The 14,203-nt window shown below is 60.8% G+C and carries 17 protein-coding genes; 10 read left to right on the top strand and 7 right to left on the bottom strand.

Going from position 1 to position 14,203, the window contains the following annotated elements; all coding sequences use genetic code 11:
* The first annotated feature begins 86 nt into the window (after positions 1-86).
* On the top strand, positions 87-1,526 hold the full coding sequence (locus ACJ8MK_RS02585) for a DUF2867 domain-containing protein (RefSeq protein ID WP_334282443.1): 1,440 nt from the start codon (positions 87-89) through the stop codon (positions 1,524-1,526).
* 158 nt (positions 1,527-1,684) lie between these two features.
* On the top strand, positions 1,685-2,695 hold the full coding sequence (locus tag ACJ8MK_RS02590; protein WP_033646660.1) for an NAD-dependent epimerase/dehydratase family protein: 1,011 nt from the start codon (positions 1,685-1,687) through the stop codon (positions 2,693-2,695).
* On the opposite strand, the gene ACJ8MK_RS02595 is transcribed toward ACJ8MK_RS02590, so the two are convergent.
* Entirely contained in the window at positions 2,696-3,532 is an 837-nt protein-coding gene (locus ACJ8MK_RS02595) for an N-acetylmuramoyl-L-alanine amidase (RefSeq protein WP_060419785.1), read from the bottom strand.
* Positions 3,533-3,651: 119 nt separating this feature from the next.
* Positions 3,652-3,975: a heavy metal-binding domain-containing protein gene (locus tag ACJ8MK_RS02600; protein ID WP_004928400.1), complete on the bottom strand. Its 324-nt coding sequence runs from the start codon at positions 3,973-3,975 to the stop codon at positions 3,652-3,654.
* A gap of 159 nt (positions 3,976-4,134) precedes the next feature.
* Between ACJ8MK_RS02600 and ACJ8MK_RS02605 the strand changes: the two genes are divergently transcribed.
* From ACJ8MK_RS02605 to ACJ8MK_RS02640, 8 genes are all read left to right on the top strand, one after another.
* Entirely contained in the window at positions 4,135-4,677 is a 543-nt protein-coding gene (locus ACJ8MK_RS02605; RefSeq protein ID WP_033637821.1) for a lipoprotein, read from the top strand.
* 264 nt (positions 4,678-4,941) lie between these two features.
* The gene (gene artP, locus ACJ8MK_RS02610) at positions 4,942-5,670 is read left to right on the top strand and encodes an arginine ABC transporter ATP-binding protein ArtP (RefSeq protein ID WP_016928352.1); all 729 of its coding nucleotides are present in this window, start codon (positions 4,942-4,944) and stop codon (positions 5,668-5,670) included.
* Between the two features lie 32 nt (positions 5,671-5,702).
* Entirely contained in the window at positions 5,703-6,434 is a 732-nt protein-coding gene (artJ, locus tag ACJ8MK_RS02615) for an arginine ABC transporter substrate-binding protein (RefSeq protein WP_033637819.1), read from the top strand.
* A 9-nt stretch (positions 6,435-6,443) separates the two neighbouring features.
* On the top strand, positions 6,444-7,160 hold the full coding sequence (gene artQ / locus ACJ8MK_RS02620) for an arginine ABC transporter permease ArtQ (RefSeq protein ID WP_033637818.1): 717 nt from the start codon (positions 6,444-6,446) through the stop codon (positions 7,158-7,160).
* Positions 7,160-7,828 (top strand): arginine ABC transporter permease ArtM, encoded by a 669-nt coding sequence (gene artM, locus ACJ8MK_RS02625; protein ID WP_033637817.1) that lies wholly within the window; start codon positions 7,160-7,162, stop codon positions 7,826-7,828. Before artQ ends, artM begins: the two co-directional genes overlap by 1 nt.
* Positions 7,829-8,027: 199 nt before the next feature.
* Positions 8,028-8,762 carry an arginine ABC transporter substrate-binding protein gene (gene artJ / locus ACJ8MK_RS02630; RefSeq protein WP_033637816.1) on the top strand — a complete coding sequence of 245 codons (735 nt, stop codon included), beginning with the start codon at positions 8,028-8,030 and terminating at the stop codon, positions 8,760-8,762.
* 101 nt (positions 8,763-8,863) lie between these two features.
* Positions 8,864-9,115 carry a type II toxin-antitoxin system Phd/YefM family antitoxin gene (locus ACJ8MK_RS02635; protein WP_004928423.1) on the top strand — a complete coding sequence of 84 codons (252 nt, stop codon included), beginning with the start codon at positions 8,864-8,866 and terminating at the stop codon, positions 9,113-9,115.
* On the top strand, positions 9,105-9,389 hold the full coding sequence (locus tag ACJ8MK_RS02640) for a type II toxin-antitoxin system RelE family toxin (RefSeq protein ID WP_033654647.1): 285 nt from the start codon (positions 9,105-9,107) through the stop codon (positions 9,387-9,389). The genes ACJ8MK_RS02635 and ACJ8MK_RS02640 overlap by 11 nt, the downstream gene beginning before the upstream one ends.
* On the opposite strand, the gene rlmC is transcribed toward ACJ8MK_RS02640, so the two are convergent.
* From rlmC to potG, 5 genes are all read right to left on the bottom strand, one after another.
* A complete protein-coding gene (gene rlmC / locus ACJ8MK_RS02645) occupies positions 9,386-10,513 on the bottom strand; it encodes a 23S rRNA (uracil(747)-C(5))-methyltransferase RlmC (protein WP_442517475.1) in 1,128 nt (375 codons plus the stop codon). The genes ACJ8MK_RS02640 and rlmC overlap by 4 nt on opposite strands.
* A 69-nt stretch (positions 10,514-10,582) precedes the next feature.
* Positions 10,583-11,062: a YbjO family protein gene (locus ACJ8MK_RS02650; RefSeq protein ID WP_048321404.1), complete on the bottom strand. Its 480-nt coding sequence runs from the start codon at positions 11,060-11,062 to the stop codon at positions 10,583-10,585.
* 104 nt (positions 11,063-11,166) lie between these two features.
* On the bottom strand, positions 11,167-12,012 hold the full coding sequence (gene potI, locus ACJ8MK_RS02655) for a putrescine ABC transporter permease PotI (RefSeq protein WP_016928360.1): 846 nt from the start codon (positions 12,010-12,012) through the stop codon (positions 11,167-11,169).
* A complete protein-coding gene (potH, locus tag ACJ8MK_RS02660; RefSeq protein WP_033646669.1) occupies positions 12,009-12,971 on the bottom strand; it encodes a putrescine ABC transporter permease PotH in 963 nt (320 codons plus the stop codon). Before potH ends, potI begins: the two co-directional genes overlap by 4 nt.
* A 24-nt stretch (positions 12,972-12,995) precedes the next feature.
* Positions 12,996-14,129 (bottom strand): putrescine ABC transporter ATP-binding subunit PotG, encoded by a 1,134-nt coding sequence (gene potG, locus ACJ8MK_RS02665; RefSeq protein ID WP_033637812.1) that lies wholly within the window; start codon positions 14,127-14,129, stop codon positions 12,996-12,998.
* Positions 14,130-14,203: the final 74 nt, after the last annotated feature.

The raw sequence follows: 14,203 nt of genomic DNA on the forward strand, positions 1-14,203 counted from the left end.
GGCTTATACCCATACAAAAAGTGCATTTAAACCCTGAATTTGGCATCCTGTCGTTCTGCCAATCCTCTACCGCACAAGGCGGCCCGATGACACCCCAACGCGTACTGGTTCTTGGAGCCAGCGGCTATATAGGCCAGAACCTGATCCCGCACCTGATCGAACAGGGGCACCAGATTACCGCCGCCGCGCGGCGCATCGAGTGGCTGCAGGAGCGGAACTGGCCGCAGGTCAACTGCCTGTATGCCGATCTGTACCGCCCGGAGACCCTGAGCGCGGCGCTGTGGGAGACAGATACGCTTTACTATCTGGTGCACGCGATGGGCGACGGCGACGATTTTATCGAGAAGGAGCGCCAGGCGGCGGAAAACCTGCGCGACGCGCTGCGCAATGCCGGCGTCAAACAGGTGATCTTCCTCGGCGCGCTGCAGCCGAACGACGACAGTTCGCCGCACCTGGCGGCCCGCCGCCTGACCGGCGAGATTTTGCGCCAGAGCGGCGTGCCGGTGACCGAACTGCGCGCCGGCATCATCGTCGGCCCCGGCTCGGCGGCGTTCGAAGTGATGCGCGACATGGTCTATAACCTGCCGGTGCTGACGCCGCCGCGCTGGGTGCGCTCGAAGTCGTCGCCGGTGGCGCTGGAGAACCTGCTGGTTTATCTGGCCGATCTGCTGGCGCACCCGGCGCAGGAGCACCGCATCTTCGACGTTGCCGGGCCGGAGTACCTCAGCTATCAGGATATGTTCCAACGCTTTATCGCCATCAGCGGCAAACGGCGCTGGCTGATCCCGATCCCCTTGCCGACGCGGCTGATTTCGGTGTGGTTCATCAGCCTGATCACCTCGGTGCCGACGCCGATCGCCCGCGCGCTGATCCAGGGGCTGAAGCACGATCTGCCCGCCGACGGCCGGCCGCTGCAGGCGCTGATCCCGCAGCGGCTGCACACCTTCGATCAGGCGGTCGCCACCACGCTGCAGCGCGAACAGGAGGTGGTCGATTCCGCCGACTGGGGCTACGATCCGGCGGCGCGGGCCCGCTGGCGCCCCGGCTACGGTTACTATCCGAAACAGGCCGGTTGTTCGCTGGACACCACCGCCACCCGCGAGGCCCTATGGCAAACGGTGCAGCGGCTGGGGGGCGAAGAAGGCTATTTCTACGCCAATATTCTGTGGCGGATCCGCGCCCGCATGGACGACATGATCGGCAACGGCGTGGCCTATGGCCGCCCGGCGCGCGCGAGCCTGGCGCTGGGCGACGAGATCGACGGCTGGAAAGTCATCACGCTGAAACCGCTGCGGCAACTGGCGCTGCTGTTCGGCATGAAGGCGCCAGGGCTGGGGCGGCTGAGCTTCACCATTACCGATCACGGCGATCGCCGCACGCTGGACGTGCGCGCCTGGTGGCATCCGGCCGGCTTTAGCGGGCTGCTGTATTGGTTCGCCATGATGCCCGCGCATCTGTTCATTTTCCGCGGCATGGCGAAGCGCATCGCCGAACTTGCCGAGGGCCTCGACCGCCAACGGCGCTGAACGCCGTTCATTTGTCGATCAACCGCACAGTTTGCCGCTGTGCTTCGGGGCTTTCCGATTGCATAGCGCACGAAATCACGGAAGAATGGCATCTTATTTGCTGGGAGCGCCGCAAGCGCCCGCCGGTATTCCGATTTTGGGTGAGAATAGAGTCCGTTATGAAGGTATTGGTCACCGGTGCCACCAGTGGGTTAGGCCGTAACGCCGTCGAATATCTGCGCCGTCAGGGCATCAAAGTGCGCGCCACCGGCCGCAACCAGGCGATGGGCGGCCTGCTGGAAAAAATGGGCGCGGAGTTCATTCATGCCGATCTCACCAATCTGATCTCTTCGCAGGCCAAGGCGATGCTGACGGACGTCGACGTGCTGTGGCACTGCTCCAGCTTCACCTCGCCCTGGGGCACCGAAGAGGCCTTCGAACTGGCCAACGTCCGCGCCACCCGCCGCCTCGGCGAATGGGCGGCGGCCTACGGCGTGGCGCAGTTCATTCACATCTCTTCCCCGGCGATCTATTTCGATTACCACCATCACCGCAACGTGACCGAAGACTTTCGCCCGCAGCGCTACGCCAACGAGTTCGCGCGCAGCAAGGCCGCCGGCGAGCAGGTGATCCAGCAGCTGGCGCTGTCCAATCCGCAGACCCATTTCACCATTCTGCGCCCGCAGGGATTGTTCGGGCCGCACGACAAGGTGATGCTGCCGCGGCTGCTGCAGATGATCAAACGCTACGGCAACCTGCTGCTGCCGCGCGGCGGCGCGGCGATGGTGGACATGACCTACCTGGAGAATGCGGTGCACGCCATGTGGCTGGCGACGCTAAAAGAAGATACGCCGTCCGGCCGCGCCTACAACATCACCAACCAGCAGCCGCGCCCGCTTCGCACCGTGGTGCAGCAGCTGATCGACGATTTGGGCATGAAGTGCCATATCCGCTCCGTCCCCTATCCGATGCTCGACATGATGGCCCGCGGCATGGAGCGCCTCGGCAGCAAAAGCGAAAAGGAGCCGGTGCTGACCCACTACGGCGTCGCCAAACTCAATTTCGACCTCACGCTCGATACCACCCGCGCACAGCAAGAGCTGGGCTATCAGCCGATCGTCTCGCTGGAAGAAGGCATCGCGCGCACCGCCCGCTGGCTGAAAGATCACGGCAAGCTGCACGGCCTGTAATCAACGCGCCGCGCCGTACTTCACCAGCAGCGCATCGACAATCGCTTCACTCTCCGCATCCGGTTCGCCGCGCACATCGTCGGGCCGGAAGTGCATCTGAAACGCCGCCAGCACATTGCGCTGCTGCCGCGCATTCCACGACGGGTCGATCGCGTAGCCGTAACGCGCCAGCTTTTCGAGCAGCGGCGCCATCGCTACCGGCGCATGGCGATCGCGCCCCGCCAGCAAACGCTGCACGTCGCGTTCGTCCGGCCAGGCGCCGATGCCGGCCTGGGCCAGCTGCCGCCAGGGGAACAGCGGGCCGGGATCCTGTTTACGCTGCGGCGCGATGTCGCTGTGCCCCACCACGTCCTGCGGCTGGATGCCATAGCGTTGGATGATGTCGCGGCTCAGCGGGACCAGCACGGCGATCTGCTCCGCCGTATAGGGCTGCCAGTGGGTGAACAGCATGCTGCGGGTGAAGCCCTTGTTGACGATTTCGATGCCGATCGAGGTGTCATTGAGGTTGCTGCGGCCGCGCCAGGCGCTGGCGCCGGCATGCCAGGCGCGCATCGCTTCCGGCACCAGGCGGAACACCGTCGGTTTACCGTGTTCGCGCTGCGGATGCGCCGGCAGCAGATAATGCGCGCTGACGTGTTCGTCGGTCAGCGTTTTCAGCGATGAGTGGAAGTCTTCCGCCGTGTAGTGCATCACCAGAAAGCGGATGCGTTGATCCGCGCCCTGCGCCTGATGCAGGGTTTCGAGCTGGTAAGCGCCGCGATCGACGAGCGTGTCCTGCTGCGGATTTTGGCATCCCGCCAGCAGCGCGGCGGCGATGATCCCTGGCCAAATTTTCACTTATCCTCCCTGTGATGTGATGACCTGATATAGCGTTAACGTTAATCAATAATCGCCACGGAAGCCACCGTCGGACAAAGTAAAACGCCCCGGACGCGCCAGGGCGTTGGGGAGTGGGATTAGCGGCTGACTTTCACCGCGGTGCCGCTGACGGTCACCATCAGCATGCTGCCGTCTTTGCCAACGGTTTCATAGTCGATATCGATGCCGACCACCGCGTTGGCGCCCAGCTCTTTCGCCTGATCTTCCAGCTCTTCGAACGCGATCAAGCGCGCCTTGCGCAGCTCTTTCTCATAAGCGCCCGAGCGGCCGCCGACGATATCGCGCACGCCGGCGAAGAAATCACGAAAGATGTTGGCGCCGAGGATCGCTTCGCCGGTGACCACGCCGCAGTATTCGGTGATGGTGAACCCTTCCAGGGTCGGGGTAGTTGAAAGCTGCATCAGAATTCCTTGTTTGATTAATTCAACGTATCTATGACCAGAAGATTAGCGTTATGTTCGCTTAATCAATGGCACGCAGTACGAATGCAAGGCCAAAAAACGCATTTATACTGTAAGCTATCGGTCTTCATGGTAGAGACTTTCACATAAGGTAATAAGATGAAAACAAAAACGATTGCGGCTGTTTTACCCTTAGCGCTGTTGCTGAGTGCCTGTACCACGGTGGAACCGGCATACAAGGATATCGGCACCCGCAGCGGCAGCTGTGTGGAAGGCGGCCCGGATACGGTCGCGCAAAAGTTCTATGACCTGCGCATCCAGCAGGGCGCCGGCCTGCCGGACAGCAACCGCCTGGCGCAGCTGCAGCCTTACCTGAGCAAAGTGCTGTATCAGGATCTGGTCAGCGCCGCCCAGAACCCGGGCAAGCATCGGATCACCGGCGACTTGTTCTCCGGCAATGCGCAGGGGCCAGGCAGCGCGTCCGTCGCCAGCGCCTCGACCATTCCTAACACCGATGCGAAAAACATCCCGCTGCGCGTCGACTTGAGCTACCAAAAAGACGCCAACAGCACCGTGAACTGGCAGGACGAAGTGCTGATGGTGCGCGAAGGCACCTGCTGGGTGGTTGATGATATTCGCTACCTGAATGTTCCAGCGCATGCCACCAACGGCAGCGTGCGCCAGGTGTTGGAAAACCAGTAACCCGCGATCCCCCGGCCGACGCGGGTTTGCCGCGTCGGCCATCCCCGCCTCCCGCCTGCCGCTCAGATTTCGTCCAATAGAAAAAATTTCGCTACCGATCTCACAGCCTGCGCCACAAATCCCCTCCCTCGGCTTGAGTCGCGGTATCTTGTGCTAATCTTTTACTGTCCCGCCGCACACTCATAAATTTTAACGCACAAAGATTGCATAAGTATTCTGTGGAAGTTAACATTTGCGGCATCAATGTCTATTCAATTCTGGCGCATGAGTATTCAACTTAACGGTATCAATTGCTATTACGGCGCTCACCAGGCGCTGTTTGACATCACGCTGGATTGTCCAGCCGGGGAAACCCTGGTGCTGCTTGGCCCAAGCGGCGCCGGAAAAAGTTCATTGCTGCGGGTGCTGAACCTGCTGGAAATGCCGCGTTCGGGCCAACTGCAGATCGCCGGCAACCAATTCGACTTCAAGCAGGCGCCTGGCGAGAAAGCCATTCGCGAACTGCGTCAAAATGTCGGCATGGTGTTCCAGCAATACAACCTGTGGCCTCACCTCACCGTGGTTCAGAACCTGATCGAAGCGCCTTGCCGCGTGCTGGGTCTGACCAAGGCTCAGGCGATGGAGCGCGCCGACAAGCTGCTCAAGCGTCTGCGCCTGACCGACTTCGCCGATCGCTTCCCGCTGCACCTTTCCGGCGGCCAGCAGCAGCGCGTGGCGATCGCCCGCGCCCTGATGATGGAACCGCAGGTGCTGCTGTTCGATGAACCGACCGCGGCGCTGGATCCGGAAATCACCGCTCAGATCGTCAGCATCATTCGCGAACTGGCCGGCACCGGCATCACACAGGTGATCGTCACCCACGAAGTGGAAGTGGCGCGCAAGACCGCCAGCCGCGTGGTGTACATGGAAAACGGCCACGTGGTGGAGCAAGGCGACAGCAGCCACTTCGCGCAACCGCGGACCACCGAGTTTGCCAACTACTTATCACACTAACAATTAACTTGCTGTAATTTGGGGAGTTTGCGATGAAAAAACTAATAATCGCCGCCGTTCTGGCCGGCATCAGCGTTTCCGCCTCCGCAGCCGAAACCATCCGTTTCGCTACCGAAGCCTCCTATCCTCCATTTGAATTTATTGACGCCGGCAACAAGATTCAGGGTTTTGATGTCGATCTGGCCAACGCGCTGTGCAAAGAGATGCAGGCCGAGTGCACCTTCACCAACCAGGCGTTCGACAGCCTGATCCCAAGCCTTAAATTCAAGCGTTTCGATGCGGTGATGGCCGGCATGGACATTACGCCGGAACGTGAAAAGCAGGTGCTGTTCACCAAGCCGTACTACGATAATTCGGCGCTGTTCATCGCGCAGAAAGGCAAAATCGCCGACGTGGCGGCGCTGAAAGGCAAGAAAGTGGGCGTGCAAAACGGCACCACCCACCAGAAATACCTGACCGACAAGCACCCGGAAATCACCACCGTGCCTTACGACAGCTACCAGAACGCCATTTTGGATCTGAAGAACGGCCGCGTTGATGCGGTGTTCGGCGATACCGCGGTGGTTAACGAGTGGCTGAAGCAGAATGACGCGCTGGCGGCAGTGGGCGCCAAAGTCACGGATAAAGACTACTTCGGCACCGGCCTCGGCATCGCGGTACGCCAGAAGAACACCGAGCTGCAGGGCAAGTTCAACGCCGCTCTGGACAAGATCAAGCAGGATGGGACCTATGAAACCATCTACAAAAAATGGTTCCAGCAGTAATACGCTCCGATGAATGAATTTCAACCTTTAGCAAGCGCCGCCGGCATGACCGTCGGCCTTGCCGTTTGCGCCCTGATCCTCGGGCTGATTCTGGCGATGCTGTTCGCCGTATGGGAATCGTCCCGCTGGAAAGCGGTCAGCTGGCTCGGCACCGCCTGGGTGACCGTGCTGCGCGGCCTGCCGGAAATCCTGGTGGTGCTGTTTATCTATTTCGGTTCGTCGCAGCTGCTGCTGATGCTCTCCGACGGCTTTACCCTCAACCTCGGTCTGTTCCAGCTGCCGATTCAGCTGGCGATCGACAATTTCGAAGTCAGCCCGTTCCTGTGCGGGGTGATCGCTCTGGCCCTGCTCTATTCCGCCTACGCCTCGCAGACGCTGCGCGGCGCGCTCAAAGCGGTGCCGCAGGGGCAGTGGGAGTCCGGCCAGGCGCTGGGGCTCGGCAAGGCGGCGATCTTCTTTCGCCTGATCATGCCGCAGATGTGGCGCCACGCTCTGCCCGGCCTCGGCAACCAGTGGCTGGTGCTGCTGAAAGACACCGCGCTGGTGTCGCTGATCAGCGTGAACGATCTGATGCTGCAAACCAAGAGCATCGCCACCCGCACCCAGGAGCCTTTTACCTGGTATGTGATCGCGGCGGCCATCTACCTGCTGGTGACGCTGTTCAGCCAATACGTCATCAAACGCATTGAGCTGCGCGCCACGCGCTTTGAGCGGGGGCCGGTCTGATGATTGAGTATTTGCCGGAAATCCTCAAAGGGTTGCACACCAGCCTGACGCTGACCGTCGCCGCGCTGATCGTCGCGCTGGTGCTGTCGCTGCTGCTGACGGTGATCCTGACGCTGAAAACGCCAATCCTGACGCCGCTGGTCAAGATCTACGTGACGCTGTTCACCGGCACGCCGTTGCTGGTGCAGATCTTCCTGATCTACTACGGCCCCGGCCAATTCCCGGCGATCCGCGACTACCCGTGGCTGTGGAATCTGCTGTCGCAGCCTTGGTTGTGCGCGATGATAGCGCTGGCGCTGAACAGCGCGGCCTACACCACGCAACTGTTCTACGGCGCGGTGCGCGCCATTCCCGCCGGGCAATGGCAGTCGTGCGAAGCGCTGGGCATGTCGCGCCGGCAGACGCTGCGCATTCTGCTGCCGTTCGCCTTCAAGCGCGCGCTGTCGTCTTACTCCAACGAAGTGGTGCTGGTGTTCAAAAGCACCTCGCTGGCTTACACCATCACGCTGATGGAAGTGATGGGCTACAGCCAGCTGATGTACGGCCGCACCTACGACGTCATGGTATTCGGCGCCGCGGGCCTGGTGTACCTGTGCGTCAACGGCCTGCTGACGCTGCTGATGCGGCTGGTGGAGCGCCGCGCGCTGGCGTTTGAGCGCCGCAACTGAGGCCGCCTCCCCTCATGAGCCCCGCCGCCGTGCGGGGCTTTTTTTATCCCTGAGGCAATATTTAATCATTTTCATTGCATTTTAATTCACTCGATGGCAGGGTTATCAGCAGGTGTCCTCGCAAAAACCTCTGGCGATTACCAGTAAAAACAAACGATAGCGAAAAATCACTTTCAGGATCCAGACAGGAGCTCTACGCATGAAAAAACTGCTGCTTGCCGCGACGATGTTGGCCGGAATCACCTTTAACGCCACCGCGGCCGAGACCATCCGCTTCGCCGCCTCCGCCACCTACCCGCCGTTCGAATCGCTCGACGCCAATAACCAGATCGTCGGCTTCGATATCGATCTGGCCAACGCGCTGTGCAAGCAGATGCAGGCGCAGTGCACCTTCACCAACCAGGCGTTCGACAGCCTGATCGCCGCGCTGAAATTCAAGAAATACGATGCGGTGATTTCCGGTATGGATATCACGCCGGAGCGCAGCAAACAGGTCGCCTTCACCCAGCCTTACTACGCCAACTCGGCGATCGTGATCGCGCAAAAAGGCAAGTTCAGCTCGCTGGCGGATCTGAAAGGCAAAAAACTCGGCATGGAAAACGGCACCACCCACCAGAAATACATGCAGGACAAGCACCCGGAGATTAACACCGTCTCTTACGACAGCTACCAAAACGCCATTCTGGAGCTGAAAAACGGCCGTATCGACGGCGTGTTCGGCGACACCGCCGTGGTGAACGAGTGGCTGAAAACCAACCCGCAGCTGGCGCCGGTCGGCGAGCACATCACCGATGCGCAATACTTCGGCACCGGTCTCGGCATCGCGGTGCGCCCGGACAACCAGGCGCTGCTGGCCAAGCTGAACGCCGCGCTGGACGCCATCAAGGCCGACGGCACCTACAAGGCCATCAACGACAAATGGTTCCCACAGTAAGTCCGCATGTGGAGCCGCCATCCTTTGGCGGCTCCATCCGATTGCCACTCCATCCGGTTAGTGCTAAATTTGATACTGAATTTAGCATCAAGGATAACATCATGACGGTTCAACCCATTCTTGCCGATTCCGCAGTCAGCATCAGCGATTTTAAGAAATCGCCCAACGCCGCCCTTAAAGAGGCACAAGGGCAGCCGGTCGCCGTCCTGACCAACGGTAAGATTTCGGGATATTACGTCTCACCGGAAACCTGGGAGGCTATCGCGGAGTACCTGGAAGATATCGAACTCGCTGAAATCGTTCGTTCACGGATGAACGGCAAACGCATTAAGGTCAATTTGGATGACTTATAAGCTTGAATTCGAAGAACATGCGCTGAAGGAATTTAAAAAACTGTCCCCGGTGATCCGGGAACAGTTCAAAAAAAAGCTGGTATCGGTATTGGTTAATCCCCACGTCCCCGCCAACAAACTCGCCGGTTTGCCCGATTGCTACAAAATCAAACTCAGAGCATCAGGCTTTCGTTTGGTGTATCGCGTCATGGAAACGGAGATCGTGGTTCTGGTCCTGTCTGTGGGCAAACGCGAACGTTCAGCGGCTTATACGGCTGCCAAAAAGCGCCTTTAACGCCGCACCAACAGCGTCAGCACTTCGTAGTGCGCGGTATGCGGGAACATGTCGAACAGCTGCACCCGTTCGATGCGGTACCCCGGCAACATCTCGATATCTTTCGCCATGCTCTCGGCGTTGCAGCTGGAATAGAGAATATAGCCCGGCGCCATCCGGCTCAGGTAGTCGCACAGCGCCTGGCCGATGCCGCGCCGCGGCGGATTGACCAGCACCAGCTGCGGCACCTGGCCTTCGGCGGTGGCGAAACGGGTGGAATCGAGCGCCTGAAAATCTACGTGCAACAACCCTAACCGCTGCGCCGACTGGCGCGCGCAGGCGATCGCTTCCGCGCTGATTTCGATGCCGGTCAGCCGCGTTTGCGGCTGCGCGCAGTGCAGGCCGAAACCGCCGACGCCGCAGAACAGATCCCACATGCTGTCGATACCCAGCGCGCGCACCCAGTCGCGGGCGGTGGCATACAGATCGGCGGCCACCTGCGGGTTGGTCTGGAAGAAGCTTTGCGGGCGGATGAACAGCGGCACCTGATTGAACTGTTCCTCGAGCGCCTGCTGTTCGGTCAGCGCAATCTCGCGCTCCCCTTCCATGATCGCCATGTGCACCGGCTGAATATTGGCGGAGATCACCATGAGCTGCGGCAACTGCTGCTGCAGCCACGGCAGCGCGGCGCGCAGCTGCGCCAGCTTGGTTTCCGAGCGCAGCACGAAGCGCAGCATCACGCCGCCGTCGAGCGTGCTTTCGGTCAGCAGCAGGTACTTTAGCTCGCCGCGTTTGCGCGCCACGTTGTACGGCGTCAGGCCCGCGCGGGCGATAAAGCTTTTCAGCACCGCGAACATCGGCGCAAAACCGGCAGGGTACAGCGGGCAGTCGCTCAGATCGGCCGGTGTGCCGTCGCGGTGCAGCATGCCGAGCAGCGGGCGCTCCACGCTGCCGCTGACCACCATCTTGGCTTTATTGCGAAATGCGCTCAGTTCCCCCGCCACCGGCTGCAGCCACTGCGCGACGTCGCGCCCAGCCAGCAGCGATTGCAGGTGATGCTGTTTGTCGGCCAGTTGCTGCGGATAGGGCTTTTCCAGCCACTGACAGGAACGGCAGGTGCCCGCCGTATACAAAGCGCAATGCATGAAGATTACCGTGAAGTTCAGGATGACGAATCAAGGGCGCAGAGTTTACCACTCCGCGCGCCTAAAATCTCACTTGCGCGCGGCGAAGAAGCGGCGGCTGGCGGTGGGAACAAACAGCAACGCCAGGATCACCGCGTCGGGGATCTTTTGCAGGATCAGAACGTGCAGGATTTGGCCGCTGGTTTCCCCTTCCACGGTGAACACCTCGGGAAAGACGCTGCCGATGGTGGCCAACAGCAGGTAAAGCACCACGATGCACTGGCAGGCTACATACCCCCAGCGCCCCCAGTTGCGGCCGCGCATCACGGCAAAACCGCAGCTGATTTGCAGGCACAGCAGCAGCAGGCCGGCCAGAAAGATAAAGGTAGAATCCCACGCCTGCGCGCTGGTGTTGACGAACTCCTGCGCGCCGTCGACGCCCAGCTCGCCCAGCAGCAGCACCACGCTGATACACTTGATCGCGACCATGGCGGTACCCGCCACCATCACCGGCACCGGCGCATCCGAAGTCGATCCCATTCCCTGCCCGCTTTTCAGCATGTCTGACATATCCGTATTCCGCTACGACGCGCCACCTATACAGGTGGCGCATGTAAAGTCAGGTAGTTAGTTGCAATACTTATTGATTGCAAAAATAGCAGGTTTGTTACGATTCAGCTACGGGCCGCCCGCTGCAATTCGCGCGATCGTTGTTTTTCCGAGCGCGCCATAAACCACCAGGCGATCAGGCCGAGAATGCCCACCACCAGCAGGATCAGGCTGGCCAACGCGTTAATTTCCGGATTCACCCCCATGCGCACGCTGGAGAACACCAGCATCGGCAGCGTGGTGGCGCCCGGGCCGGAGACGAAGCTGGCGATCACCAGGTCGTCCAGCGACAGGGTGAACGCCAGCATCCAGCCGGAGATCAGCGCCGGCGCGATCATCGGCAAGGTGATGACGAAGAACACCTTCAGCGGCGGCGCCCCCAGATCCATCGCCGCCTCTTCAATTGAGCGATCCACCTCGCGCAGGCGCGAGCTGATCACCACCGCCACGTAAGCGGTACAGAAGGTGACATGCGCCAGCCAGATGGTGAACATGCCGCGCTCCGACGGCCAGCCGAAGGCGTGCCCCATCGCCACGAACAGCAGCAGCAGCGACAGGCCGGTGATCACGTCCGGCATCACCAGCGGCGCAGTCAGCATAAACGCGAAGCCGGTCGAACCGCGAAAGCGGCCGAAGCGCACCATCACCACGGCGGCGATGGCCCCCAGTACCACCGCGGCGGTGGCGGAGGCGGCGGCGATGGTCAGGCTGAGCCCCACCGCGCTGATCATCGCCGAGTCGTGGAACAGTTCGGTATACCAGCGCGTGGACCAGCCGGCCCACACCGTCACCAGCTTGGAGCTGTTGAAGGAGTAGATCACCAGCATCAGCATCGGCGCATACAGGAAGGTAAAGCCAATCGTCAGGATGGCGATGCGCCACGGTGAACGCACTACCGGCAAGTTGTTCATGCCTGCCCCCCCATTTCCTTGTTCTGGTGTTTGTGGAACCACAAAATTGGCACGATCAACAGCAGCAGCATGATGGTGGCGACCGCCGAGGCCACCGGCCAGTCGCGGTTATTGAAGAACTCCTGCCACAGCACGCGGCCGATCATGATGCTGTCCGGCCCACCGAGCAGTTCCGGGATCACGAACTCCCCCACCGCCGGGATGAACACCAGCATCGAACCGGCGATGATGCCGCCGCGCGTCAGCGGCACGATCACGCTGAAGAAGGTTTTCAGCGGCCGGGCACCCAGATCCAGCGACGCCTCCACCAGCGAGTAATCCAGCCGGATCAGCGCCGTGTAGATCGGCAGCACCATAAACGGCAGATAGGAATAAACGATGCCGATATACACCGCCAGGTTGGTGTGCAGGATCACCAGCGGCTGATCGATGACACCCAGCCACATCAGGAAGTTATTAAGAATGCCATTGTTTTTCAGAATGCCCATCCAGGCATAGACGCGGATCAGGAACGAGGTCCAGGAAGGCAGGATCACCAGCAGCAGCAGAATGTTGCGGGTTGACGCCTTGCTGTGAGCCACCGCCCAGGCCAGCGGATAACCGATGATCAGGCAGCACAGCGTCGAGACCGCCGCCACGCGCAGCGACTGCAGGTAGGCGTCGATATACAGCGGATCGTCGGTCAGCTGCAGGTAGTTGGCGAAGTTGAGCGCGATGTTCAGCTTGCCGTCCACCCAGCTCATCAGCTCGGTGTAAGGCGGCACCGCCAGCGCCAGCTCCGCCAGGCTGATCTTGAACACGATCAGGAACGGCAGCATGAACAGCAGCGTCAGCCATAAATACGGCAGCGCGATCACCAGCTTGCGGCCGTGAGCCATCAGCAGGCGGTGGAACAGCGCCTTGAGGGTGCCGGGCGTTTTGGCCGGCGGTTCCGGCGTGCGTTCAGAAAGCAGGGTCATACGGGTTACTCCTCACCGGCTCCACTACACCGTCAACACTACGCAGCTGTCGGTTTCCCAGCACAGACGCACTTCATCGCCCCAGGTCGGCATCCCCTTGCGGAAACGGTGGCCGTTTTGCAGCTGGGCGCTGATAATCTGCCCGCTGTGCAGCTTCACGTGATAAATGGACAGATCGCCCAGGTAGGAAATATGCGCCACTTCTCCCACCGCGAAGTTGCAGCCGTCTTCCGGCACCTGTTCGCACAGCAGGATCTTTTCCGGCCGCAGCGCCACCTGGATCGGCACGCCGTCCACCACCGAGGCGTCCGGATCGACTTTGATCGCATGGCGCAACCCGGGGCTTTGCAGGATCAGCGCATCGTCGTGGCGCTCTTGCAATACGCAGTCGAAGACGTTGACCGAGCCGATAAATTCGGCGCTGAAGCGGCTGTTCGGATGCTCGTAGATCTCTTCCGGCTCGCCGATCTGCACGAACTTGCCGCGGTTCATGATGGCGATGCGCCCCGCCATGGTCATCGCCTCTTCCTGATCGTGCGTCACCATCACGCAGGTGACGCCGACGCGCTCGAGAATGTCGGTCACTTCCAACTGCATGCGATCGCGCAGTTTCTTGTCCAGCGCGCCCATCGGCTCATCCAGCAGCAGCAGCTTGGGCCGCTTGGCCAGGCTGCGCGCCAGCGCCACCCGCTGCCGCTGGCCGCCGGAAAGCTGGTGCGGCTTGCGTTTGGCGTACTCTTGCATGTGCACCAGCGCCAGCATTTCCGCCACCCGCTCGGCGATCGCCGCCCGTGGCATTTTGTCCTGTTTCAGGCCGAAGGCGATGTTCTGCTCCACCGTCATGTGCGGGAACAGCGCGTAGGACTGAAACATCATGTTGATCGGCCGCTGGTACGGCGGCACGTGCGACATATCCTGCCCATCGAGCACGATCTGCCCTTCCGAGGGCTGCTCGAAACCGGCCAGCATGCGCAGCAAGGTGGACTTACCGCAGCCGGACGGGCCGAGCAGCGCAAAGATCTCGCCCTTGTAGATGGTAAGGCTAACGTCTTCGACCGCGTTCTGCCCGTCGAAGGTTTTGGTGAGGTTACGGATTTCCAGCAGAGGGGTGAAAACCTTCTGCGACTTGGCTTGAGGACGAGGGATGGCGTCGTTCAATCGGGGTGCTCTCCGGCGTAAAGCGGCACAAAACCACGGCGAGCGCCGTGGCCCAAAACGGCAATGCAGGCGGG

It is taken from the genome of Serratia sp. CY38905 (genome assembly GCF_052168875.1).
Lineage (GTDB): Bacteria > Pseudomonadota > Gammaproteobacteria > Enterobacterales > Enterobacteriaceae > Serratia > Serratia sarumanii.